Raw genomic sequence first — 25,634 nt, forward strand, 5'->3', positions numbered from 1 at the left:
CCTGTAGGGCTAAAAGCGGATACCGTCTAAAGACGGTGGAGTTGAACCTCGCTTTTGGAAGTTAAACAGAGACTATTATGGACTCGTCCATCTCTTACTCGCCGCGTTTGCTCAATATGGCCGAGATTCGGTCACGAAGCTCTTCCTCTGTAAGCAGCTTCGCCCAATACATACGGGCTTCCCTGTAAATAGCATTAATCTCGTTCTGATTCAAATTTAATTCTTGAAAAACGTGGTAGGCGGGCTGGTTTCCTAATATTTCCCCGATATGGGGAGGCCTGTACAAGCCTTCTGATTGTCCGGGATCCGGTGTATCTAGAACCGCCGGAAAACCGTATGTGTTCTGTTTAATCAACGATTGAGCATCCATGGATAAGAAAAATTCAACCAGTTTCAGCGCAGCGGCTTTAACTTCGGATTTATTGCTGATGGCCAGGCCGATGGATAACAGAATCGTTTTATTTTCCCGCAGCACTGGAAGCGGAGCAACGTCAAATGGTATCCCCGAGCCTTTCAGACGGTTCATGGCAAATAACGAAGTCATGATCACGGAAACCTTCTCCTGCACAAATAATTGCTCGGCATCCGCATCGCTTTCAGACAGGAAGATCGGAAATGTGTTCGGCGCATAAATGATCTCCCGGCATAAATTCAACCCTTCTATGATCCGCTCGACCGCTTCCTCGAATCTTCCTGCCTCCGCATGAAATTTCAGGCCGCTTTGCAATAGAAAAACTGGCCAGCGGTTTCGGGAATGCAGTGAATAGTAAAAGCCGAACCTGCTATTCTCCACTGTCAGCCGGGAAGCGATATGCAGCAGCTCCTCCCAAGAACGTGGTTGTAGCGGAAGCTCCAGCTGCAGCTCTTGAAGATGCCTGCGGTTATAGCAAATGACCAACGGAGAAAAAATAAACGGCTGCACCATTAACCGCCCTTCATGCTGGAATGCTGTGGTCAAGAGCGGGTAAACCGCAGGATTTTCATCCATCGGGTGCAGCAGACCGGTTATCTTCTCCGTAACAAAATGATTGAAGTTGCTGAAATTCATCGTGATCACATCCAGCAGTCCGGACTCCATATACTCTATGACCGTATGCTCATAGTTATCGTAGGAAAGCTGAAGCGGCTGGATGACGATGCCTGGATAGCGTTTATGAAACGCTGCAAGCAGCTGCTCTATTTCAGCGTCATAACCCAAAGAGGAATGATAGCCGAATCTGACATGAACAGGCTTTGCCGGGGAAGATTCGGCTATTTTATTGCCTACACGCGGAATCTTGACGATCAGTCCTTCGGCGGCAAGCTGCTCTAAGGCCAAGCGTACAAGCTTGTTACTGAGATGGAATTGCTTCGCGAGTTCTCGTTCCGAGGGCAGAAATTGGCCTTCTTTTCGCTTGTTCGTAATAATATCCATTCGCAGAGTGGCTATCATATGCTCCATTCTGCTTCGTGAATTCTTTCGATTCCGTTGCTCGGACATGACGCTAACCACCTTGTTCTATTCATTCTTCTACGGTGCACCAGAATGCTCTTCTGTTATCAAGAGCATATCGAATCAAGTTAAGAGAAGCAAGAAATATGGAAGAGCCGTTTTGACAAATCTTGTTGACAATGGAACTTTTCTTCACTAAACTCAAAATTAACATAATTGTAAGTCAGAAGTGAGTCAGGGATTCTCATATCCCCAAATTTAATCAAAAGGAGATGAAATTATGAAATCGCTTACCCGTAGTACCCGTCTGCTTTCATTGCTGATTTGTATGTCCTTGCTTCCCTTCGGGCAAGGCGCACTCGCTGCGGATAATATCCCATCCGCAGCTCCTTCTGTGTTAAATGCCGGCTTTGAAGAGCCGGTGACAGGAGAGAAAATTCCGGGCTGGAGCCTGACATTTGGCGCAGGGTACAGTGATATGTCCTATGAAGTCACTTCAGCGGATGCCTATGAAGGAAATTACAGCCTATTGCTCGACGACAGGAATACCAGCCGCGCTCTGGGACTGGAAAGCGACCCTTTCCCCATTACTCCCGGCGCGCAATATATCGTCTCCGCTATGATGAAGGTCGAGAGAAGCAACCTCGCGATATACATCCGCTACTTTGATGCGGATGGGGTCAAGCTTGGCGAAACATCGAACTGGTTAGCTTCAACCGATGGACAATGGGTGAGAAATTCCGCTTTCACCAAGGCTCCCGATGATGCGGTTACCGCAACCATTCTGCTTTACTCCTCTTCTACCGGAACCGGACGCGGTTATATGGATCAAATTATGATTGGAGAAGTGCAGATGGGCACCTTCGAACAAATTGGCAGCGTCGTGAACGGCTCTATCAATTTAACCGGAACAGTCGGAATGGAGAATGGGACTCATGTAATGTATACCGTGTATAAAGGCAGAGACGACGTGCCGACTAGTTTCGTTGTTATTGATGTATTGACACGGGAAGTATTAAAATCTTACCCGATGCCTGGAGTGGAATCGGCTTGGGCGGTAGAAGTCGCGACAGATGGCTCAGTATACATTGGAACGCACTATAACGGCGGGCTATACCGTTATTCCCCTGACGACGGCAGCTTCGAGCATATCGGGCGTTTCGGAAACGAAACTCATGTATGGGCTATGGCCCCTGGGCCGGACGGCAAGATTTATGCGGGCACCTATCCGAACGCCAAAGTATACGAATATGATCCCGCGGATGGCCAAATCAAGGATTTGGGCCGGCCGGAACCAACGGAAAAATATGTTCGCTCCATGGCCTATGACGCTGAACGGAATGAACTGTATGTCGGAGTCGGCGGAACCCGGAGCAAGGTGTTCAAGATGAATGTGGAGGATGGAACCTATAAGGAATTGCTTTCCGGACTTCTGCCTGATGGAGGGGAATCGTATGCTTTTCCATATGGGATGAAATTTGCCGAGGATCGGCTGTTCGTGAAGTTTTCCAACGGGGATCTGCTCGTTATCCGCGGCGAGGATGAAGCATTGGAATATTATAATCCGGACGGGATAGGAATTCATTCCGAAACGGTAGTTGCAGTTCCGGATCAGCCGGGACGGGTGATGTTTACCTACAATGGAAACATATATGTTTATGATGCGGCAAGCGCATCCATCTCATTGGTTAAAGAAGTGATGGACGGACATAATTTTCATACCGGTAAATTTGTTGAATTGAATCACGACGATTGGCCGGGCTGGACGTTAGTGGCCAGCGGCAGAGGCGGCCATATTGTGTACTACAACCCTGCGACGGACCGGGCCGACATTCTGCCTTCCCATTACAGTGGCTCCCCTATTCTTATTCAGAGCATTCATGCGGGGCCGGATGGAAAAATGTATGTAGCCGGGTACATGTCGGGCTTCGCCTCCTATGATCCGCTGACTGGAGAAATTTCCGAAACGAGAGCGATCGGCCAGATCGAATCGTCGGCAATTCGCGACGGAAAGCTGTTGATCGGAGCCTACGCCGGAGGGCGTATTCTGGAATATGATCCGAATCAGCCTTGGTCCAGGACGAATCCGCAGCCGTTGTTCGACCTTCGCAGTCATGGCCAGGACCGCCCATTCGCCATGGTATATGCGGAGGATCGGGATGAGCTCTATGTCGGAACGGTCCCTGACACGACCTCGCTGGAAGGGGCTCTCTCGACTTACAATTTTGCAACAGGAGAGCTCGATGTTTACTCTAACATTATTCCGAATCAAAGTATCGTGTCCTTAGTTTATAAGGACGGCCTAGTGTACGGCGGATCTACGATTTATGGCGGACTCGGCACAGACGGTCCGGCGGAAAGCGAGGGCAAGCTCTTTATATTCGATCCCGAGACGAAGAGTAAAATATTCGAGACGGTACCGGTAGCCGGCAGGCGGGGGGTGACCGGGTTGACGGTCGGCCCTGACGGAATGATCTGGGGGATTGCCGAAGATCATATCTTTACCTTTAATCCGGATACCCGGACAGTGGAAACAAGTATCTCCAAGCTGAAAAGATACGGCTCAAGCACAACGTGGGCTTACGGATTTTTAAGAACAGGGATTGACGGGAATGTATATGGAACTTCCCGGGGGCAATTTTTCATGGTCAAACCGGACAGCATGGACTTTATCATGCTTAACGGAAGCATCGGAAATTACTTAAACCAGGATAAATACGGAAACTTCTACTTCTCGGATAACAGCTCGAATTTATGGAAGTATACTCCTCCCATGAGTGAGGAATTGCTGCAAAGTCTCTTAGACCAGGGCTACGAGAAAGGATGGATTCGGCAGCAGGGTATTTTAAACAGTTTGCAGGTCAAATTAAAAAACAACAATTTAACGGACTTTATTCGGGAAGTCCAAGCCCAGAGAGGAAAGCATGTTAGCGAGGATGCGGCCTCCCTATTCATCTATCTTGCTGAACGCTTAGTGAACTATAAATAAAAACGTTAGTTGCCTGAATGAGGTTAATCCGTTGGGGTTAACCTCATTTCCTATACTTCATTCCCGAAGCAAAGACGGCAAACCCTAATTTCTCGTAAAAGTTAAGCAATTTCTCTTCGCAAAAAAGCTCTATATGCAGATTCTGATGCTGGCCTTTGCTGACCAGACGCCGCACAATTTCACTACCGATCCCCATCTGTTGATAATCCGGATGGACAGCCAGCCCACAGAGATAGGCACTAAGGACTCCGTCGGAAACCAGTCTGCCCGTCCCCACCAATTCATCTTCATGATAAGCACTGATGACACACCAGCTTTGAAGCATAGCTTGATGAAGGCTTTCCTTGCTCAACTTCAGATAGTCGTTCCATCCAAAACAATCATACAGCTTATAGATTTCGTTCTGGCTTGGGATCACTTCCGTATACAGAAAATTCATAAGTTTCTTCTCCTAAGCTTGATGGGTCGTCCCCAAATCAATTCCTATTCGTTGTCAAAGAAATTCCTCTTTCTTAAGCTCATAACCATTTGGCCGCTCAAGCTACCATATTTTAAGAATGTGGGCCCCTGTTTTCGATATCCGCATAAACCCGGCTGCCTGTAGCTTTTCTCTGCCCCTGGTATTTTCCTCTATACGGAAACTGGGCCTTCTGGTCAAGCTGGGCAAAGACAAGCTGACAAATGCGGCGCCCCGCTTTGAGCTTGATCGGAAGCTGATTGGCATTGTACAGCTCTAAAGTAATTTCCCCTTCGAATCCCGGGTCCACCCAACCGGCGTTCTGGATGAAGAGGCCCATCCGTCCAATGGAGCTCCTCCCCTCTACGAAGGCAGTCAAGTTATCCGGCAGCTTTACATACTCCATAGTCGTCGCCAGAATAAAAGAATGGGGAGGCAGGATGATCTCCTCTTTTTCAATAGAAATATAATTGGCGGGATGCTCTAAATCTATAAAGGGGATATCGTTCTCGTCTACCTTCAGAAAATGCCTGCCCAGCCTCAGATCGACACTGGCGGGTTGGATTTGTCTGCCCATGCGAAGTTCATCGCGGATTTGATCGTCCTCCAAAGGGTGGATTGCCAATGACCCGCGGTCAAGCAAGCTTCTAATCGTTTTATCGGATAGAATCACAAGCTTACAACTCCCAATTATTTTTTGATAACCAACTCCTACCTTCTATCCTATTTTAAAATGGCTACTATCGCAAACAAAGCCGCCAAATAATATCCGGCAGCCTTGATCACTACTAACGACGGGACAAAATTCTGCTCACCAGCCCATCGAAAATCACCTGCGCTTCGCAGGAATCCGGATCGTGACCGACGTTCCGATTCCGAGCCGGCTGTCGATGGTTACGCCGTATTCCGGACCGTAATGCAGCTTGATGCGTTGATCGACGTTGCGGATGCCATAGCCTGCGTTCACGTGATCCCGGCCGTCGAAGATGTCTCTCACTCGCTGCGGGGAGATGCCGACTCCATCATCAATGACGCGAAATAGCAAATGCTCCCCTTCCTTAGCCGCCACGATGCGAATATGGATCCGGTCTCCGCACCAGGCGTGCTCCAGAGCATTCTCAATAAAAGGCTGCAGGATCAGTTTTACCGTGTTATACGGCCAGATGTTCATATCTATATCGAACCGGACATGAAGCCGTTCTCCGTACTTGATCTTCTGAATGTCTACATATGCCAGTGCTTGTTCCAGCTCTTGCGGAACTGAAATGATGAGCTTGCCGTTATTCAGGGACAAGCGGTAGAATTTGGCCAGGCCCAATACCATTTGCTGCAGCATGTCATTCTGTCCGAATTTGGCGAGACGGCTGATGGAGGATAGGGTGTTGTAGAGAAAATGCGGATTAATTTGAGCCTGCAGCATTTCCAGCTCCGCCTCCTTCTTCTGCAGTTGGTTCCAATACACTTCCTTGATCAAGGTCTCGATATTTTCCCCCATTCGGTTAAGTGCCGTTGCAATTTGCGAGAACTCGTCCTTGCCCCGGTAAGAGATGCGCTTATGCAGATCTCCTTCACGAAAGGCGTTGAGCACCGCAACGAACTTGTTTATCCGTTTAGCAAAATACCGGGAGACAAACCCTCCTGCAAAAGATAAGACAATAAAGCAAATCAGACAAATAAAGATGATCAGCAGTCGAACCTTCATCGCATCCTGCTGGATGATCGTTAGAGGCACAAGCGCAACCAGCTTCCACGATGGCTGTCCGACCGTTTCTTCAATCGTTAAATAGCCCTTGTCGAGCTGCTCTTGTCCATAAGAATAAGTGGCGGGGAGCTCACCGGATTGCAGCATGATCCGGCCGGATTCATCTTGAATATAGAGGACGCTGCCGCTGCCGATCTTGGAATAATCTAGACTGTCGAACAATTCTTGAATGGCCACATTAATGCGGAGGAAGCCGACTTCCTGCAGTTGAACCGGATTGTTCGTATCTACAAGCCTGCGCAGCAGAGAAATGCGATGAAGCTCTTCATCTTTCTCTACTTGGCTCCATTTCATCGTAATCCCGTACTTCTCGGGAGGGAACTGGAGATACCAATCCTTCCCTGCTATTCGGTTAAGATGATAGATATCATAGGACCAAGTGCCTTCCACCGGATTTTCATCTCCGATCATATTCTTATATATTTCATGAAGTGATTCGTTGCGGAAGAACACCGAGGTCCACAGCTTCATACCGGTCGATTTCGTGGCCACTTCTATCTTGGGCAAAATTTCTTTAGTCATCCGGTCGTAGTTATCCCATCCTTCCTCATACCTTCGTAAAAAACGATACAAATCATAATCGCCATATAAAAGAGAAGAAATGCGGACCATATCCCGCATCTTATATTCAATATTATCGCGAATCTGCAGCAAGGTTCCCCGAACATTCATTTTCACATGCTTCCGTATCGATTCTTCATACATGGAATGAGATACATAGCCGATAACAGATACCGGAATAAGAATGAACAGCATATAGGAAAGCATTAATTTATAGCCGATGGGCAAATACCGGAGTTTCGACCGCTGCTCGTTCATAGTACTCTCCCCCTGTTACGTTACTCGCTTGCGATACTCCATCGGGGTCATTCCGTAAGCCTCTTTGAATTGTCTGCTGAAATAAGGGAGATAGCGATAGCCTACCTGATCGGCAATCTCATATATTTTCATGGAAGGCTCTTTCAACAAATCCTTTGCCCGCTCCATCCGCAGTTGGATCAGCACTTCGCTGAACGATTTACCCGTCTCCTCCTTGAACATGTAACCGAGATAGTTGGGGGAAAAAGAAAATTGCTGGGCCACATCTTTGAGCGTAAGGTTGTCACTCATTCGGTCTTTCATCATTTGAATCATTTCCCGAATGAGCCGGCTGTTCTTGGAACAGGCTTTGCTTCGCAAATGCTCGGATATTTCAAACGCCTTCCGTACGAGCCAGGAGCGAATATCGTCAATCGTATCGAACTGAAACAGAATGTCCAGATTATGAAGCTCCATTCCTAAAATATCAAATAAGTTCTCCCCTCTAGCCTTCAACTGCTGATCCAGCTTCCATATGATAAACATCGCAAGATTATGCACCGTGAATTTGGATCTCAGCATGCTTACCGATTCGAACAATTTCTCAATCTCGTCATAGAGCGGGACCAGCTCATACTCCGTCAGAGCGTGAAATAAAGCATCCAAGCGAGTATCCAGCGTTCGGGCATCGATCATTTCCGGTTCCCTGCTTGCTTCCTCATACATGATAAACTTGCCTTTGCCAATGAACATTTTCCCGTCCACAGCTTCCACCGCCTGCTTGAACGAACTGTGAAGCTGTTCTAACGTATACACTGGTTCCCCCGCGCCTATCGTCATCGTAACGGGGAAATTGGCGTGAATGACCTTATACAACTCAGCCACAAGCTCTTCCATCTGCCGGTCATGAATCAACAATGCGATTCGCTGGGAGGACAGCTTGCAGCAGTGCGGCATGCCGTGCCTGTGCCCGATTTCATTCACCTCGCAAAAGAAGTTTTTCGACATCACCTGCTGGGACAGTGTGCCCTCACGCGTCCAGCTCAACACATCAAGCTCCAGAACGGCGGCCCGTACAGGCCATTCCAGCTTATCCAATCCGTATGACTGAATCAGCTTGACCATTCCTTGCAGGTTGTCGTGATCATACTCACCCTCCAGCAGCCTGATGAGCAGGTCGTTCTTAGCCATTGGAATCATGCGCTGATATGCCTCTTCCACGTCACGGCGTTTCCGTTCATTGTCCAAATCCTGCCTCGCTTTCAGAAGCGCAGCGATCAGTTCATTATCATCCATCGGTTTGAGCACATAGCTGTAAGCCTTTAATGACAATGCCTGCTTTACATAACTGAATTCCTGGAAACCGCTTACAAATATGATGCGAATGTCTGCTCTCTGCTCTATCGCTCTGCGGGCCAGCTCCAAGCCCGACATATTCGGCATTTTTACATCGCTAACCATGATGTCTATCGGCTGCCGTTCTATAATATCGCATGCTTCAAAGGCGTTATTTACTGCCGCCACCACCTTCATGCCGAGCTCTTCCCACGGAATAAACTGCTTCATTCCTTCGAGATCCAGCATTTCATCATCCACTAATAAGACGTTATACACACGTGATGCCCCCTTCAAAAACATGAGATCATCCGACAGATAACCAATAATTACCTGTTTCAAGTATATTATTGAACCATCCTATTTGAACAGGGGATGCCGCTTTATCTGCCGACTCAACCAATGGGACAGAGGCCCGCTGTTACAGCGGACCTCCCTTACTACTTATTTATTCAATGCTTTCTTATTCTCGGTCCATACTTTGGTTACATGGTTGAGGAACTTCTCATAACCAATCTGCATGGAATCGTCATGGGCCTTATCCAATATTTGCAGTGCTTCTTCATCTGTTTTGGCATACATCGACTTCGCTCTGGCTGTCAGCCATATATCTCTGATGCTTTGCCTAATGATGCCCTCTTCGCTATCTGGAGCGGGCTCCCAATTCAAGAACTCGGTAAAATCGCCTTGAGTTGCCCATGTAACCTCCATCTGCCAGCGATTGCTGAAATCGATATTCTCGGGCGGTACGGTCGAGAGCATCTTCTTTTTCGTATTATCCAGAAACATCGTATTACCCACCCAAACCAGATCGCCGGCTTTTCCGTTAATTTCAGCCAATGTATCCGGGTCATTCAAATACTTCTCCTTATTGAACTTTGGAGTCACACCATCCGCCTCGAATCCGTTCCAGTACCCGTCCGGTCCGGGAGGGCCCCAGTTCAGAACCATGCTTCCTTCCGGCCCTGTCATCCAGTCCAGAAGAGCGAACACCGCTTCCGGATTTTTCGCCTTCTTCGTAATTACAGCAACGTTCCAGCCCAACTGATTGAATGTACCGGGGTAAATTTTACTGCGATCCAGCCCTTCCTTGGCAATCGGCTGAATAAACATATATCCGTCTTCCGGGTCCGCCTTCTTCAGTTCTGCATCTGCAGCCGAAAGCATCTTCATCGGATCGAACGTAGCTATGACCGCAAACTTGCCGTTCATCGCCTTTTGCTTAACCTGATCTTCCGTCTGCGTATTCGCATCCTGCGTCATCAGCTTCTCGCGCATCAGCTTCGCAACAAAAACGACCGATTCGCGAAATCCGGGATCTTTGTAAATGGAGACGATCTTATCCCCGTCGGGCACCCCGTAGAAGCGGGTAAAGGACAGGTTGCCTTCCTTGAAGGAAGAGAAAATCTGATCAATGCCGTGACCTTCTTTGGCCAATCCCGTCTCAAATGGAACGACGTCCGGGAATTTCTCCTTAACGGCCTTCAAATATTCGTACAAATCATCGGTGGTCTCCAGCTTCGGAGAACCGAGCTCTTTATAGATCTTTTTGTTAATCGCATAGCCCGCGTTACCGTTCGGCTGCTGCGTGTAATAGTTAGGAAGCTGGTAGACCTTGCCGTCTGAAGAGCGAAGCAGAGCAAGATGCTGTTCGGTCAGATTTTTCTTGAAATTCGGATATTTCTCGATGTATTCATCCAGCGGAACGAGCAGGCCGGCTTCACGGAGACGTTCGACGTCCGCTCCCCTCTCTGTCCATATGATATCAGGCAGATCACCGCCGGCAATCATCGTTTGCAGCTTCTGGGCGTTATTTCCACCCGAGCTGATAGCCGTAACGTTAACCTTCAGATTGTCCTGAATCCACTTCGAAGCAGGGTCCTTGCCCCATTTCGGCATGTCATACCAGCCATAATTGCCGTAGAACGACACTTCAAGATCTTCCTTGCCTAATTCATACAGATTGCTCTTGGGAGGTTCACTTTCAGATTTGGACTCCTCCTGCTTCCCGGGTTCGTTAGCGGGCGGCGCGCTTGAGTTGTTGTTGCTGCAGCCAGCCAGCAGGACGAACGCCATAGAAGCGGAGAGCATACTAAGAAGAAGATTTTTCTTGTTCTTCACCGGATCTTTCCCCTTTCCACTTATTAATCTATGTTCAAAGCACTAAGCTTCAAACTCGCGGCGACACTTCATGGCGACGTTCAATTACTCTTTCAAAGACCCCACCAATACGCCTTTAACGAAATACTTTTGCAGGAACGGGTATACACATACGATTGGAATGGTTGCGACCATGATGGTGGCCATCGTTAACGATTTCGACGTAATTTTTTTGGCGGCATTCATATGGGCAATCGAGCTGACATCGACATTGGACAATTGCTCCGAAGCAATATTGGAGAACAGGATTTGCCGCAGGACCGTCTGAATCGGCAGCAATTTCTCGTTCGTGATATAAATGCTGGCTACGAACCATTCATTCCAGTGGGCGACGGCCGTGAATAACGAGAGTGTTGCCACTACAGGTCCGGAAAGCGGAAGGACGATTCGGAAGAACGTCCCCCAGTTGCCGCAGCCGTCCATCTTGGCGGATTCCTCCAGTCCTTGCGGAAGCCCTTGGAAGAACGTGCGGAAGATGATCATGTTCCATACGCTGATCAGACCGGGTATAATGAACACCCAGAAGGAGTTGAACAAGCCCAGCCCTCTGATGAGCATATAGGTTGGAATCAATCCGCCTGCGAAATACATCGTGATGATGCACATGATCATATAATATTTGCGTCCCATCAGCTCTTTCTTCGACATTCCGTAAGCAAAGATCGATGTGGCCATTATCGCGGTCACGGTACCTATGACCGTTCTCAAGGCGGCAATAACGAATCCGTTCATTAAACGCGGATCTTCAAATACAATCTTATAGTTGTCCAGAGTGAATACCCGCGGCCAGAACGTAATCCCGCCCTTCGAGGTATCTATCCCTTCGTTAAAAGAAATCACCAGTGAGTTCCAGAACGGATAGAAGGTCGAAAACGCCAGTACAGCCAAAAAGACATATATCAATGAGGTGAAGATACGGTCTCCTATACTATCTCGAATCATTGCAGGTCCTCCTGTCTATGGAATGATCCTTTACCACAAGCTGTTGCCTGTCCTTCTGGCAAGGAAGTTCGCCATGGTCAGCAGCGTTACACTGATTACGGCCTTGAACAGACCGATGGCCGTCGCATAGGAGTACCTGTAGTTGTCAATCCCGACCCGAACCACATATACATCCAGGGAATCCGACACTTCACGCAAAGCAGGGTTGGAGGCAAGAATGAGAATATCTTCGAAGCCGGCATTCAGGAGGTTCCCGATCGCCAGGATCATAAAGATGATGACGACAGGCATGATGCACGGGAGCGTTATTAATCTTATCTGCTTGAACCGGCTTGCACCGTCGATGGAAGCCGTCTCGTACAGATGAGGATCGATTCCGGCAATGGCTGCCAAGAACACGATGGAGTTGAATCCGATCTCCTTCCATACATTGGTTGCTACGAGGATGGTCCAGAAATACTCGGTCATGGATAAGAAATTAATAGGGTCATCAATCAACCTTAATTTCTGCAGCAGCATATTGATGCTGCCGTTATCTACGGACAGTATGGAGGTCACCATGGACCCGATGACGACCCAGGACAGAAAGTGTGGCAGGTACGTTACTGTCTGTACAACCCGCTTGAATAACATTTTGCGGACTTCGTTCAGCATCAGGGCTAGAATAATGGGAGCGGGGAACCCGAAGAAAAATTTCAGAAAGCTGATCACTATTGTGTTGCGCATGACCGTATTAAATTCCGGAGCATTGAAAAATTGGATAAAATGCTTCAGCCCAACCCAGTTGTTGTTCAACAGATTTGAACCCAGCTTATAATCCTGGAAGGCGATAAGAACGCCATACATAGGGATATAAGAAAAAATAAAGATAAAGACAAGCGCGGGCAATACCATAAGCTGAATATCTATTTGCGTGAAAAACCGCCGAAGCTTGCTCTTATGTCCCGGATTCAAAAGCGATTTCGTCTCTAGTCCGGCGGATCCTTTCGCCATAGGTGAATCCCTCCTTGTAGCATGGTGCCGCCATAGGATAAGCGGTAATTTCTAGCGATCTTCCTTTATCTTCTATTACTTACTTCATATTACATTCGAAACGCTTTCAGATAAATATGACAAATCAACGATTATTGATACTTTGACACGTTCTTTGATCGCAAGAAGATGCTTATCCGCTCTTCGCTTAGCTCCAAGGGTACAAGCTGCAATGCCACAGCCCTTTGAGCTCAATCAACTTATCCTGTTGGAGAGGACCCTACCACAACAAAGCCGCCGACCCATGTCCGGCAGCCTGCGTAAAATGCATTCAATACACGCAATAGATATAACCAACTAGTATTGCAAAATCAATATTTTTCCTTTAATAGGACAATACAGAAAAAACTACCCTGCCATTCAGCATGCTTGCCTCTTTCAGTGGCGCTCTGGCAAAGAGAAGGAGACGGATGGATGCTAAATGGATATTATACAGTTAGATTTATCCTTTAAAGTTAATTTTAGTAAACTAACTGGAAAACCTACATCTAGTTGTGCGCAAATTGGGAGGAAGCCGCGAAAACGGCCATTCTAACTGCAGTTTTTCCACTTAGTTGGGCCAACATTTAAAAATCCTTAAATTTACCTGCATTAAATACAGTTAGTTCACATGATGACCCGGAAGTAAAAATAAAAAACCGCTTCTCGCGCCTTGCCTGGGCTGCGTTCCCCACCAAGCTGCCCTTATCTATCGTCCCGGTAGGTAACCCTGCCTGCTTACACAGACTTCTTGACGCTACCTCTCCTTCTGCAAAAATCACAGTGATCCGCTCAGCATCCTTCCGCACCACTGCGGAACGCTTGCTTCTCCCGATATTGCGAAGGTGTAATACCCGTATACTTCTGAAATACTTTGGTAAAGTACCTTCTTTCCATATAACCTACCTGCTGACCGATCTGCCGGACGCTCCTGTCACTTTGGATTAGGTAGGATTTGGCCAATTCGATCCGCTGCTTCGTTACGTATTCAACGAAGGTTTCGCCAAAATAGTTTTTAAATAGTAAACAGAAATAGCTGCTGCTGATTCCGAGATGATTGGCTACGTCTTCAATACCGAAGTCGGACGATAGGTGGCGCTCAATGTAATCTTTGGCGGACAGCATCCACATCTCTACGCTTTTCTTACCGGAACGGGCAGAATGGGAGCCGGCCTCCGGCTCGGCATAATAATAAATAAACGGTTCCTTGACCGGTTGATTGGCCAAGCTCCACTGAATCGACTGGTAGGCCTCCGCCAATTCTTCCGCCTTAATGGGGCCCGGATGGATCCCTACACGGATGTCAAATTTTAGATGCTGCCTCACACCAAGCCGAAGCTTCTCCGCTAGGTCTACCGCCTCTTCTTCCTTAAGCGGGAGGCTTCCATCTACGAACGGAATGACGATACACCATTCCCCTTCTTTGGTCTGAACGGCGGCGAAGTCGGACCAGAGCTCATCCGACAGGTCCTGGAGGACATTTTTGACGGCAAAATTCCACAGCTTGCTCTCCTGTTTGTTCCATTTCAGCGAAACTTTCGCATAATCGTGGATTCCGGCCAGCATTATGGCGTAGGCCGGGTCTTCCTGAGCTTGTTCTTCCCCGCATGCCAAGGAATAAGGAGGAAAGGAGGAGAACCCCATCAGGATGTCCAGCAGCATTTTTTCATTGGCCAGATTGGCGATTCGGCTCCATTTCCGCTGCTCGTTGCGCGCCTCCTGCTTCTTGGAACGGATTCGTTCCGCCAGTCCGAGAACCGTTTCCTTTAATTGCTCATAGTTAATCGGCTTGGAGATATAATCCCTCACACCATATCGCAAGGCGATTTTCGCATACTCAAACTGCTCGTAGCCGGTAATCAGCAGGATTTCACAATCGGAGCTCAGCCGGCGAATTTCCTGAACGAAGGCCAGTCCGTCCATGACCGGCATGCGAATATCGCATAGGATAATGTCCGGCATACAGGCTCTGGCCATATTCAGAGCTTCCTGGCCGTTGCGGGCAAGCCGGACTTCCACGTTCATAGCTTCCCACGGAATGACCTGCTTCAAATTATGAAGAATCGGAAGCTCATCATCTATCAGCATAGCTTGCAGTTTCATGCGGATCCCCCGTTCTCATATTTCGGAATCGTACACTGAATTACCGTTCCCCGGCCCCATTCCGAACAAATCATCAATCCGTACCCCGATCCATATTGGATGCGGATTCGGTCTGCCACACTGCGGACGCCTAAGCCCCGCCTTTCCTGATGGAAATCGACAGAATTCGTTCCCGCCTCCTCTTCATTCTGCAAATAGCGGAAGCATTGCAGCTGCTCATTAGTCATTCCCTTGCCGTTATCCGTGATATAGAAGATCACCTTCTCGCCCTGCTGCTCTGCCTTAACCTGAATCAAGCCCTTATGATCCACTCCGTCGAAGCCATGCTGAATGCTGTTCTCGACCAGCGGCTGCAGAGTGAGCTTAAGAATGCTGCAGTTCATGACTTCTTCCGGAATCGATAATTCATATTCGAATACATCCTGAAAGCGAAACTTCTGAATTTCCAAATAACTTCGCAAATGCTCTATTTCTTGACGGATGGAAATCTCTTCCCGGTCCTGGATGCTGATTCGCAAAATATTACCCAGCAGATATACCATCTGGCTGACCTTCTTCCCTTCATTCTGAACGGCCAGCACATTGATCGACTCCAGCGTATTAAATAGAAAATGTGGCTTGATCTGCGCCTGCAGAACACGTAATTCGGCTTTCATCTTATGATTCTGCTCCTGCTTGACCTGATCCAGCAGTGCATGCACCCGGCTGACAAGGCTGTTAAACCCCGCGGCCAGCGTATGCAGCTCATCCTGTCCGTTCTGCTGAATACGAACCCGGAGATCGCCGTCCTCCACCTTGCGCATGAAGCGAACGATTCTGCCTATCGATTTCGTAATCCGGTTCATAAAGACGAGGAAGAACAAGAAGGCAGCCAGCAGGCTGACGGATAATATCCCGACGATCCACTTGGTGAAGGTGATCATTTCCTGGGACAGGGAGGTCCAGGAAGCGACGGAAATCAAATACCAGTCGTAAGCCTTCAGCTTTTCCATAGAGATAACGCTTTCATAGCCGCCGAAGTTTCGTTTAAAACTTTGATAACCGGGTTTAAACTCAATCTCTCCGGACAGGTAGCTGCGGATATTGTCCCCGCCGGCCTCCTCCCAATGATCGTACAAAATCAGGCCGTCCTTATTTACGAGCAGGAAGCGCGTGTTGGCCAAATTTTCATTATTGCCGAAGGCTCTGAAGATCTGGGCAATGTCCCAATCTTTGATTTGTACGGTCAGGATTCCGATTTTCTTCAGCGTGCTGACCTCTTTCACCAGCCGGATCTGGGTAAATACCGACGAGAATCCCGACAACTCCGGATACTCATACGGCCCGACCCATAGCGGAAGACCGTTCAGCTCCATGACCTTCGCGTATAACGGGTGCTTCTTCCATTCGTCCAAAGGGTAAGTGATGAAGCCCTCCTTGTTGAACAGAGGAATGACCCCGACATTCGCCCCTTCTTGTAGATTATAGAGATAGGCATAGCTTATGGCCGGATATCCGTAGAGCATGCTTCGGAAAATCCGCTGCTTCTCATTTAACTCTATATAATCGGCAGCCGTTAGATCCTGACTTCCCGGATCTTTGGCATGGATGGCGGTTTCGAACACGGAATTCGCAATCCCGCTGTCGGTGACGTAGTTCATTTGCTTAAATACATATTCCATGTTTTGAATAATCGATTTGACAGAGAATTCGGCCTGCTGGCTGTATTTTTTCTCTATCAGATTATAAGCGACGAAGAAGATGAGCAGACCGATCAATAGAAGCGGAATAATGATGAGGGTAACAAAGGCTGTCGTGAGCTTCCATCGCAAATTCATCATTAACCCGATCCTCTCTGTGTTAGCCCTTAACGCTTCCGGCCGTGACCCCTTCAATGATTTTCTCCTGAAGGATGGCATAGATCACTAGAACGGGAACTACGCTGAATACGATCCCGGCGGACATCTGGGCGTAATTCGTATTGTACGCATCGCGAAAACCGACCATTCCCACCGGCAGCGTCCTGAGAGCATCCTCGGACAGAAAGAAATTCGCCAGCAGAAACTCGTTCCAGTTCCCCAGAAAATTAATAATAAAGACGGTGACAATCGCCGGTATCGTCAATGGTATTACAATTCTAGCAAATATTCCCTTTGCGCTCAATCCGTCCATAACTGCGGCCTCTTCTATTTCACTGGGCAACGAGCGCATGAAGGCGGCCAAGATGATCACCGAGAACGGAATGGCGTTAGCGACATAAGGGACGATGAGAGCCCAATGGGTATTCAGAATATCGAGCTTTCGCATTAATCCGTAAATCGGGAGCAGCAAGGCGTTGTTCGGAATGAGCATGCCCAGAAGCACAAATTGGAACAGTAACGCGCTTAATTTATTGTATCTCATCCGGGTGACGGCAAAAGCCAGCAAGGAAGCAAAGAAGATGGACAATACGGATGATAGCACACCAATATATAAGCTGTTGAAGAAATAAGTGCTGATTTTGGCGTTTACCCAGGCTGTAACATAGTTTTCCCATTGGAACGAAGTCGGGAAACCGAACGGATTTGCCGCGATTTCCTGATTACCGGTTTTGACCGATGAGAAGAGCACGAACAAGAAAGGATAGAGAATGACAAACAGATAGATCATCAGGAAAATGTGCGGGATCAGCTTCTTCCATGCCCTCATCATCAATACTCCAGCCTTTCGATTCGTCTTGATATAAGAAATTGATACAAGACTGTAATGATCAGCGTAAAAATAAATATTAATACTGCTATTGTATTGCCAAAGCCGTATTTAAAGTTCGTTATCGCATAACGAATCATATAAGTGGCCATGACATCCGTCGATCCGGCCGGACCGCCCTTGGTCATGACGATGACGATGTCGGCCGCCTTCATGGCTCCGGCTATCGACAGCATAATGACCACCGATATGATCGGCATGATCAATGGAAGGGTGATTTTCATGGCGGATTGAAATTTGGACGCGCCGTCGATCGCCGCCGCCTCCTCCAGATCTCTAGGAACCGCCAGGATGGCTGCCAGCACCATCACAATATAGAATCCGGTCCACTGCCATGCGTTCGTGATCAGAATAGAGAGCATCGCCCATTTCTTATCCGCCAGCCAATATATCGGCTCGATCCCGAACAAACCCAGAACCTTGTTCAGCAAGCCGATATCCGGGTTATAAATAAACCCCCACAGAATGCCGATCACGGCCGTGGACATAATCGAAGGAAGAAATACGGCGGTTTTGTAAAGCCCCTTCAACCGTTTGACGTTGGCAATCAAGAGAGAGAAGATGACGATGACCGGAACCTGAAGAAAGCATGAGAACAGAATAAAGTACAGATTGTTTCTTAACGACTTCCAAAAGGCCGTGTCCGTCAAAGCGGTTCCATAATTGCTCATTCCGACATATGCAACGTCCTTGGAAATACCGTTCCAGCTTGTGAAGCTGTTATGGACCGCACTTAGGATCGGATAAACAAAGAAAGCTATGAACAACAGGAGCCCGGGCAGCACAAAGATCATATAGGTGAGAGGTTGTCTCATCGCTTTGTTCATGGTTACCTCCGTCATTATTCAAATGATGTTCGGGAAGGACGCCCCCGCAGACCCATCGAGGCATCCCTCCCTCAACCATGGATTAATCTCCTGAAGCGTTGGCTGCCTCCTGCTCTTTCTGAAGATTTCCCAGCATCTTCGCAGGCTCCAGTTCTCCGCCGATCACTTGCTGAATACCGATATTAAGGGCCGTCTTCACCGAGGATTGGACCAGAGCGTCAAAGGCCGGGAAAGATATGTCGATTTCACTGACCGCCTGGAAAATATCCTGCATCAGCGGGTCGCTGGAGGCGGCGGTTAGCTGGGCCTGGTCGATTTTCATCGCCGGCAGAACCCCGTCTTCCTTCAAGCCCCGAATTTGCATTTCCTCGGTCCACATATTTTTAATGAACTCCTTAATCGCTTTCAATTTCCTCGGATCTTCCGCAGCTTTGGCGGAGAAGCCATAGCCGTTATTCGTGTCCTGCATGACGATAACTTCGCCGTTCTCCTTCAGCGGCGGCATATTGAAGAACCCGATTTTGCCCACCATATCCCCTGCTTGCTGCGGATCCGTAAAGACCGAGTTGGCCCACGAGCCGTCCATCATCATGATCGCTTCCCCGGATATGACCTGATTTCTCATATCGGCATACTCCAGACCGAGCTCACCCTTCTTGAAATATCCTTTGTCAACCCATTCCCGATGCTTCTCGAAGCCTTGCACAACCTTGGGATCCGTCCATTTGGCTTCCCCTGTCTTGAATCCGTAGGTGATTTCGGGACCCGCATAGTAAGACCACAGGTTATTGGTCGTCATAAGCGGAACCCAGCCGTCCTTGGAGCCCTGGGCAAACGGAATTTTGCCGTCGGCCTTGATCGTTTCGGCGATTTTTTCCAGCTCATCGAGCGTTTTCGGAATGCTTAATCCCTTTTCTTCAAAATAGGCTTTGTTGTAAAAATAGCCTTCAATCGACCCGCCGATCGGCAGTCCGTATATTTTCCCGTTATGGGTGAACGGATCCAGGCTCGTGAATTTATCCTTCAGATTCAATTCATCGAGTATGGAGGTCAGATCTAGCACCAAGCCTTCCTTGCCGTAGAGACCCGCGTCCGGACTGCCGAACACATCGAAGATATCGGGAGGACTGCTGGCGGCCATCTCTCCTCTCAGCTTCTCCGTCCGGTTAACCTCCGAATCGACCGCATCCAGCTTAAACTTTAAACCGGGTATGGCCGCCTCCGTTTTTTTGACCACATCCTCCAATATGGCCAGACGGAACTTCTTGGCCTCCCCCAGCTGGGTATGGCGGATTGTCATCTCGAATGGCTCGGCCGTCTCCGGTGCCGGCGACGATGTTTCCTTATTGCTGTCCGGAGGCTGGCTGTTTCCGGCCGGACCGGCGGTCCCGCCCTTGCTGCCGCTGCAGCCGGACAATGCGGTTGTGGCGATGAATGCAAGAGAAAGTAGGATGGATGCGCTTTTTTTCATGGATGACCCTCCCATATCATGTATTTTTTTGCTACAAGCTCATTATAAGTTCATTGCCTCATTGGGGTAAGGTCGATATTTTCATCATGCGGGGATAAAATCATCTACTCTCTTTGCCGGCACAGTTTCATAGAGTCAGTCTCAATCCAATGACGGTCCCGATGATGCCGGCCATACAAACTATGCGAAGCAGGGAAGGCCGCTCCTTAAAAAACAGAATATCGACAACCGCCGTCCCTATCGTTCCGATCCCGGTCCATATCGAATAAGCCACGCCGAGAGGAATCGTCTCCAGAGCCATAGACAGTAAAGCCAGGCTAAGCCCGAAAGCACCGAGCATAAGCAGGTTATTGGTCCATGTGTCCTGATTGGCGGTTCGTTTCAGACCAATAAAGCCGATCACCTCCAAACCGCCCGCAGCCAGCAAATACAGCGTTCCCATCGGCTATGCCCTCCTCTTATATTCGCTTCCTAATTTTAATAACAAAATGAAGAAAATGAGCAGCACGATCAGCCCGAGCCGAACCCAGTGGATCTCCCGGTCGAAAAACAGCATATCCATGGCGACCGTTCCCGCAGCGCCGATTCCCGCAAATGCGGCGGCGACGGTGCTCACCGGCAATGTTTTGGCTGCCCGTGTAAGACAATAGAAGCTGAAGTAAAAGATGACAAGCAGCGGGCCGCCCAGCAAATTCATTTTCAGCAGAACAGCCCAGACGATTTCCAGCAGTCCGCCCAACATCAGGAAAACCCAGGGATTATCGCGTCTTTCGGCGGTTGAAGCGGATGAGGCGCTCTTTGAGCTACTGACCGGCTGAAGGTCCCTCTCGGGATTGCCGGCAGCGTCTGAATCCGCCATATCTTTCTTGCCTCCGGCGGTTTCTTCTTTCCCCCACAAGGTATACAAAGCGTCTATGATCATAATCAACAGCCACAGCCCATTGATATAGATCCCCGTCGGCTCATGATAGAAGCCCGTTGTCCCGCTTGTCGCCGCCTCCCGAAACCACAGCAGCCAGTCGGGAGATGAAATGTCCGACCGGATAATGGCGTACAGAAGAGCGTGTACTGCGATGAAGACTAGCAAATGGATGCCCAAGCTTTTCTTCCTGCCCCCCGTCATTGCCGCTCTTCCTCCCGGGCCTGAAGGTAATGGCCGATCATTTCTTCTATATAAGCCATCAATTCCCGGTCATGACCGTAAACGGCCGATTGCTCGCCTTCCTCCGGAAACAATTGGCCCCAATATTTGTCCAATAACCGGGCATCGCCCTGGAAAAAACCAAGCGCCAGCTCATACAACTGCCCGGCCAATTGCTGTGCCTTCGGAGAATCGGGGGGCTCGTGCATGTTCTCCCGAACGGAGCTTATCAACCGCGCATAATGCTCCGCCCGTGGATCCAGGCTTCCGAGTACGGGCAGTCCGGACAAGATTTCAAGCTCTTCTTCGGTATAATGTTCTTGGCTGAAGATCGGCCGAACCCATCCGTCCTCCAGCTCCCTGGCCTGCAGAGCCTGGATCAAGCGGACAATTTCCGCAGCTTCAATCTTCCCGCTCATTCGGATCGCATGGACCGTCGTTTTCAGCAAATACTGCTTCCAATCCAATAAATCCTTCTCTCTCTGAATCCACTGAATCTGCTCTTCCAGCGACTCAATCCAGCTTTCATTCTCGCTGTTCGCCTGTCCCATCTTATCGAAAACCGCCTTGATCTGCTCCAAAGTTAGACCCAATGATTTGAGGAGCAATATTTTTTGCAGCTTCATCAATGCGGCATCATCGTAATAACGATATTGATTGCTCTCCACTTTAGTAGGCTGAAGCAAGCCGATTTCGTTGTAATAATGAAGCGTTCTCCGGCTGATGTTGGCCATTTTCGTTATTTCGCCGATACTGTACATCTTTCATCACCTCCTGTTCAATATAAAGTATAACGTATACGTGAAAGTCAAGGATTTACCTGCTTGTTTTCTCCGATTCGAGGCCTGATACGGATCGTTTCCTTCTTTAAAATAAAAACGGACTCAGGCTGTCAAGGCTTGAATGCCTCTTAACCCGAGTCCAATGGGAGCTCTATATAAAAAGTAAACCGCCCGTTCCGATGTTCAAACGAGAGGCTTCCGCCGTGCAGCTCCACAATATTTTTGGCAATCGATAGACCAAGACCGGAACCGGATGGCATATGCCCCTCGCTGCGGGATGGCTCCGCTTTGTAAAACCGTTCGAAGAGCCGGGCTTCCGCTTCTTTGGAAATCGGCTTGCCCATGTTTTCCATCGCCAGGATGGCCCGATCCTTAGTACTAAACTGACGGACTTTGATTTCCCCCGGCCTTTGCGAAAATTTCAATGCATTCATCAGCAGATTATCCATCGCTCTCGCCAGCTTTTCCGCATCCGCTTCGACGATCACGTGATCGACCTCCCACTGTTTGGTTACGGCAAGCCCCTGCTCATTCGCGATCGGCTCGAATTCATAGATGATCTGCTCGGCTAAATGCTTCCATTCGATCTTTCTCAACGAGAGCTGAATATCCCTGTTAATCAGGCGCGTATATTCGAACAGATCATCGATCAGCTTCCTTAACTGCTCCGTTTTTTGCGAGGCATTTTCCACAAAGCGTTTATGCTCTTCTTCATTTCGATAGGCTTCGTTCTGGATAAGATTCAGGTAACCGCTAATACTCGTCAACGGAGTTCTTAAATCATGGGAAAGGCCTGTAATCAGCTCAATTTTAGACTGCTCCAGCTTTCTTTCCCGATCGATACTCTGCTGGATTTGTACAGCCATATGATTAAGGCTATTTGCGATATCTCCCAGCTCATCCTGCCTCGTCAAAGGAATCCGATAGCGGAGAACAAACCGTTTTTATATACCGAGGCGTTTTCGGATTCTCCTCTATTTTTTCCCGTATATTTCGAATGTGGGCCATGACCGTATTTTCCGAATAATATAAAGCAGGGTCTTTCCAAACGCCTTCATAAATTTGATCCGTGCCGAACACATGCCCCCGATGCGAAGCAAGCAATTCCAAGATGGAGAACTCCGTCGGCGTGAGAGAAACTTCCCGTCCCCGCACGGTTACAAGATGACGGCTTCTATCGATTTCCAGTCCCTCCAGACGGATAACGGCGGAGGATTCTTCCTCCTGTTTGGTATTAAGCTGCTGCCTCCTTAATTGAGCCTTCACCCTGGCCACCAGCTCCAGAGGATTGAAGGGCTTAGTTATATAATCGTCGGCTCCTGCCGATAACCCGGTAATTTTATCTTGATCTTCCCCCTTCGCCGTTAACATAATAATCGGGATATTGGACGCCAGGCGGATCTTTAGACAAGTCTGAACTCCGTCCAAACGGGGCATCATCAGATCCAGAATCATCAAATCGACGTTTTCCTTCTGCAGATATTCCAACGCTTGGATACCGTCCTCCGCCTCTATGACATGATAGCCTTCATTCCGTAAATAGACATGAATGACCTCACGAATGTCCGCGTCATCGTCCACGACCAATATTGTTTTTGCCAAGCGGCGCTCTCTCCCTTCTATTATAATGCATCGACGATAGCCGAATAATGACGAACACAATTATAAGAACGGCCGCCAACCATATTCCCTTGATGGCCGGGTCCTGCAATGGCTCGCTTGCGGTATAATTCAAGTATTCGATAACCGGCCCTACGGCATCATGCTTCATGGGCAGAAATCTACTTCTTACGGCAAATATATACGAATGCAGGTGGAATGTTGAATGGAACGAATTTTACACGGACCATGTCGAAATGCCGATCCAGCTGATCTCTCATTTGCAAAGAATATTGAAACGCTATGAACAACCCGCCCGGCTTCAGCGAAGTTACAATCTGGTCTATAAGCCGGTCTCTAAACGCTTGAGGGAAGTTGAAAAAGGGCAATCCGCTCAAAATACAGTCCAACTGCTCCCCCCGTTCGCGCTTCATAACGGACAACAGCTGCGAGGCGTCCGGATAGCCGGGGAAATCGGGATATTGCTTGGCCAGTTGTTCCCTTAAATAATCGTCTTTTTCGAACAGCAGCACTTTGCAGGCAGGCTGTTTGGCGCTTCGGATGAATTTCGTAACGGCTCCCGTACCGGCACCCAACTCTGCTATATTCCGAACCGTTTCCCAGGGTACCGGCTCAACCATTTTGCGGGCTAGAGCCTTCGAGCTTGGCGTTACGCTACCGATCTCCTTGGGAGTGCGGAGGAATTTGCTTAGAAACAGCATTTTTTCTCGCATTACTTCCGTAATTGAATTCGACATCGTCCATTCCCTCCATATGTAAGGCTGCTTCTCATTCTACAAAACATTCTGTAGATTTAGGTAGGGAATTTCTGAATAATTTCTTAAGGTTATTTGTGCATGGCAAAAAGCAGTCCATTAAGCCTGCGAGGCTGCGGACTGCTCGTCAAGTCGCCGAATTACAGATAACCGCTTCTGGTGTCCAAAATATCCGGTTTAAGTTTTTCCCATGGAGTAAACGTTGAGGTTAGCTTATAGCGGGTGCCGGTTTCTGCAGAACGGTAAGCACCGAACATAATCTCATGCACATGCAGCTGCTGCCTGCCGGACTGGACAGGCTGCTGACCCGACCGAAGGCATTGAGCGAAATATGAGATGACCCGGACGCCTGCTCAAAGTATCGATTGCTTACATGACCGCTGCCAATCATACCAAGCTTGATCGTTGTCATCGCATCCTTCCTTCCGTCAGAACGAACACAATTCACGGATTAACTTTGGCAGCCAACTGTTCAGAGACCGGAACTGGTAGCCAGCTTGCTCCGCTCTGCCGTTAGTCATATGCCATGAAGACGGTATGCCGAACGGAGAACGGTTTTGCTCCTCCGATTGCTCCAGCGTTTGCGCCTCTTTCCCCACTTCTTGCTCTATAGCGGCAAGAAGTTCGCGGATGGAGATGCTCCCTGAAGAGCAGGCGTTTATCGGACCTTGCAAATCCTTATCGCCTAACCACACGAGGAAGGAGGCCGCTTCATCGGAATCTATAAAGGAAATTCGCGCATCCATGTTGGGAACACCTATCGGAATTCCATCCCGTATTCGCTCAATATGAAACTGAAGACGTTTCGTATAATCATCCGTTCCGAGAATGATCGGGAAGCGGACCGCGCAAACCGGAAATTTCGCTTGTTGAAACAGCACGGCCTCCACTAAACGTTTGCCTTCGGAGTAGGATAAATCGTTGCCATGACCGGTCACGGAATAACTGTAAGGATCAAAATCGCTCTCACTTAACTCTTTATCCAGAAAATCATAGACGCTTTGACTGGAAGTCACAATATATCTCTCGGCCTTGTTCTCGAGTAAGCGGCATGCATAACTCGCACTTTCCGGAGTGTAACAGATTTGATCATAGACGATATCCCATTCGGACGATCCAACAGCCTCTTCCAGCGACTGGAAATCCGCTCTATCCAGGGTCAACCGCTTAACGCTGCCGTCGAAAGAATCCGGGGTTGTCCCCCTCGTTCCGATCGTAACACGGTATCCTTTCGTTAACAGCAAAGACACCAGCTTCTTCCCAACAAATCTCGTTCCTCCAAGAATAAGTACATCCTTCATTTCGATGCGCTCTTTTACTTA

At 48.6% G+C, this 25,634-nt stretch carries 22 protein-coding genes; 1 reads left to right on the forward strand and 21 read right to left on the reverse strand.

What is annotated here, in order from left to right; genetic code table 11:
* Window positions 1–94: 94 nt before the first annotated feature.
* Window positions 95–1,480, reverse strand: a complete 1,386-nt coding sequence (locus tag ACFQ03_RS16535; protein ID WP_379289508.1) for an extracellular solute-binding protein — start codon at window positions 1,478–1,480, stop codon at window positions 95–97.
* A 232-nt stretch (window positions 1,481–1,712) separates the two neighbouring features.
* Here ACFQ03_RS16535 and ACFQ03_RS16540 point away from each other — a divergent pair, with 232 nt between their 5' ends.
* A complete protein-coding gene (locus ACFQ03_RS16540; protein WP_379289510.1) occupies window positions 1,713–4,421 on the forward strand; it encodes a hypothetical protein in 2,709 nt (902 codons plus the stop codon).
* 43 nt (window positions 4,422–4,464) lie between these two features.
* On the opposite strand, the gene ACFQ03_RS16545 is transcribed toward ACFQ03_RS16540, so the two are convergent.
* The 20 genes from ACFQ03_RS16545 to ACFQ03_RS16640 form a co-directional block, all read right to left on the reverse strand.
* Window positions 4,465–4,860 (reverse strand): GNAT family N-acetyltransferase, encoded by a 396-nt coding sequence (locus ACFQ03_RS16545; RefSeq protein ID WP_144937158.1) that lies wholly within the window; start codon window positions 4,858–4,860, stop codon window positions 4,465–4,467.
* Between the two features lie 112 nt (window positions 4,861–4,972).
* Window positions 4,973–5,551: a dCTP deaminase gene (dcd, locus tag ACFQ03_RS16550; protein ID WP_144937161.1), complete on the reverse strand. Its 579-nt coding sequence runs from the start codon at window positions 5,549–5,551 to the stop codon at window positions 4,973–4,975.
* 156 nt (window positions 5,552–5,707) lie between these two features.
* Complete coding sequence (locus tag ACFQ03_RS16555; RefSeq protein WP_379289513.1) at window positions 5,708–7,459, reverse strand: cache domain-containing sensor histidine kinase; 1,752 nt, start codon at window positions 7,457–7,459, stop codon at window positions 5,708–5,710.
* 15 nt (window positions 7,460–7,474) lie between these two features.
* Window positions 7,475–9,052 carry a response regulator gene (locus ACFQ03_RS16560; RefSeq protein WP_379289515.1) on the reverse strand — a complete coding sequence of 526 codons (1,578 nt, stop codon included), beginning with the start codon at window positions 9,050–9,052 and terminating at the stop codon, window positions 7,475–7,477.
* A gap of 165 nt (window positions 9,053–9,217) precedes the next feature.
* Window positions 9,218–10,894, reverse strand: a complete 1,677-nt coding sequence (locus tag ACFQ03_RS16565) for an extracellular solute-binding protein (protein ID WP_379289517.1) — start codon at window positions 10,892–10,894, stop codon at window positions 9,218–9,220.
* Window positions 10,895–10,978: 84 nt separating this feature from the next.
* Window positions 10,979–11,875, reverse strand: coding sequence for a carbohydrate ABC transporter permease (locus ACFQ03_RS16570; protein WP_379289519.1), 897 nt, complete (start codon window positions 11,873–11,875; stop codon window positions 10,979–10,981).
* A 30-nt stretch (window positions 11,876–11,905) separates the two neighbouring features.
* Entirely contained in the window at window positions 11,906–12,868 is a 963-nt protein-coding gene (locus tag ACFQ03_RS16575) for an ABC transporter permease (protein ID WP_379289520.1), read from the reverse strand.
* An 810-nt stretch (window positions 12,869–13,678) separates the two neighbouring features.
* Window positions 13,679–14,989 carry a response regulator transcription factor gene (locus ACFQ03_RS16580; protein ID WP_379289522.1) on the reverse strand — a complete coding sequence of 437 codons (1,311 nt, stop codon included), beginning with the start codon at window positions 14,987–14,989 and terminating at the stop codon, window positions 13,679–13,681.
* Window positions 14,986–16,863, reverse strand: coding sequence for a cache domain-containing sensor histidine kinase (locus ACFQ03_RS16585; protein ID WP_379289524.1), 1,878 nt, complete (start codon window positions 16,861–16,863; stop codon window positions 14,986–14,988). The genes ACFQ03_RS16580 and ACFQ03_RS16585 overlap by 4 nt, the downstream gene beginning before the upstream one ends.
* Complete coding sequence (locus tag ACFQ03_RS16590) at window positions 16,829–17,656, reverse strand: carbohydrate ABC transporter permease (RefSeq protein ID WP_144937178.1); 828 nt, start codon at window positions 17,654–17,656, stop codon at window positions 16,829–16,831. The genes ACFQ03_RS16585 and ACFQ03_RS16590 overlap by 35 nt, the downstream gene beginning before the upstream one ends.
* Before the next feature lie 2 nt (window positions 17,657–17,658).
* Window positions 17,659–18,543, reverse strand: a complete 885-nt coding sequence (locus ACFQ03_RS16595; RefSeq protein ID WP_144937181.1) for a carbohydrate ABC transporter permease — start codon at window positions 18,541–18,543, stop codon at window positions 17,659–17,661.
* 82 nt (window positions 18,544–18,625) lie between these two features.
* Window positions 18,626–20,014, reverse strand: a complete 1,389-nt coding sequence (locus tag ACFQ03_RS16600; protein ID WP_379289527.1) for an ABC transporter substrate-binding protein — start codon at window positions 20,012–20,014, stop codon at window positions 18,626–18,628.
* Between the two features lie 127 nt (window positions 20,015–20,141).
* Window positions 20,142–20,456, reverse strand: a complete 315-nt coding sequence (locus ACFQ03_RS16605) for a DMT family transporter (protein ID WP_379289529.1) — start codon at window positions 20,454–20,456, stop codon at window positions 20,142–20,144.
* 3 nt (window positions 20,457–20,459) lie between these two features.
* Entirely contained in the window at window positions 20,460–21,137 is a 678-nt protein-coding gene (locus tag ACFQ03_RS16610; protein ID WP_379289531.1) for a DMT family transporter, read from the reverse strand.
* Window positions 21,134–21,916: a MerR family transcriptional regulator gene (locus ACFQ03_RS16615; RefSeq protein WP_379289533.1), complete on the reverse strand. Its 783-nt coding sequence runs from the start codon at window positions 21,914–21,916 to the stop codon at window positions 21,134–21,136. Before ACFQ03_RS16615 ends, ACFQ03_RS16610 begins: the two co-directional genes overlap by 4 nt.
* Window positions 21,917–22,065: 149 nt before the next feature.
* Window positions 22,066–22,803, reverse strand: a complete 738-nt coding sequence (locus tag ACFQ03_RS16620) for a sensor histidine kinase (protein ID WP_379289550.1) — start codon at window positions 22,801–22,803, stop codon at window positions 22,066–22,068.
* A 31-nt stretch (window positions 22,804–22,834) separates the two neighbouring features.
* Window positions 22,835–23,539, reverse strand: a complete 705-nt coding sequence (locus ACFQ03_RS16625; protein WP_379289535.1) for a response regulator transcription factor — start codon at window positions 23,537–23,539, stop codon at window positions 22,835–22,837.
* Between the two features lie 179 nt (window positions 23,540–23,718).
* Window positions 23,719–24,294 carry a class I SAM-dependent methyltransferase gene (locus ACFQ03_RS16630; protein ID WP_379289537.1) on the reverse strand — a complete coding sequence of 192 codons (576 nt, stop codon included), beginning with the start codon at window positions 24,292–24,294 and terminating at the stop codon, window positions 23,719–23,721.
* 226 nt (window positions 24,295–24,520) lie between these two features.
* On the reverse strand, window positions 24,521–24,724 hold the full coding sequence (locus ACFQ03_RS16635; protein WP_144937201.1) for a hypothetical protein: 204 nt from the start codon (window positions 24,722–24,724) through the stop codon (window positions 24,521–24,523).
* A 16-nt stretch (window positions 24,725–24,740) separates the two neighbouring features.
* Window positions 24,741–25,613 (reverse strand): NAD-dependent epimerase/dehydratase family protein, encoded by an 873-nt coding sequence (locus tag ACFQ03_RS16640; protein ID WP_144937204.1) that lies wholly within the window; start codon window positions 25,611–25,613, stop codon window positions 24,741–24,743.
* Between the last annotated feature and the right edge of the window lie 21 nt (window positions 25,614–25,634).

It is taken from the genome of Paenibacillus residui, from assembly GCF_042677205.1.
GTDB classification, from domain to species: Bacteria; Bacillota; Bacilli; order Paenibacillales; family NBRC-103111; genus Paenibacillus_L; species Paenibacillus_L residui.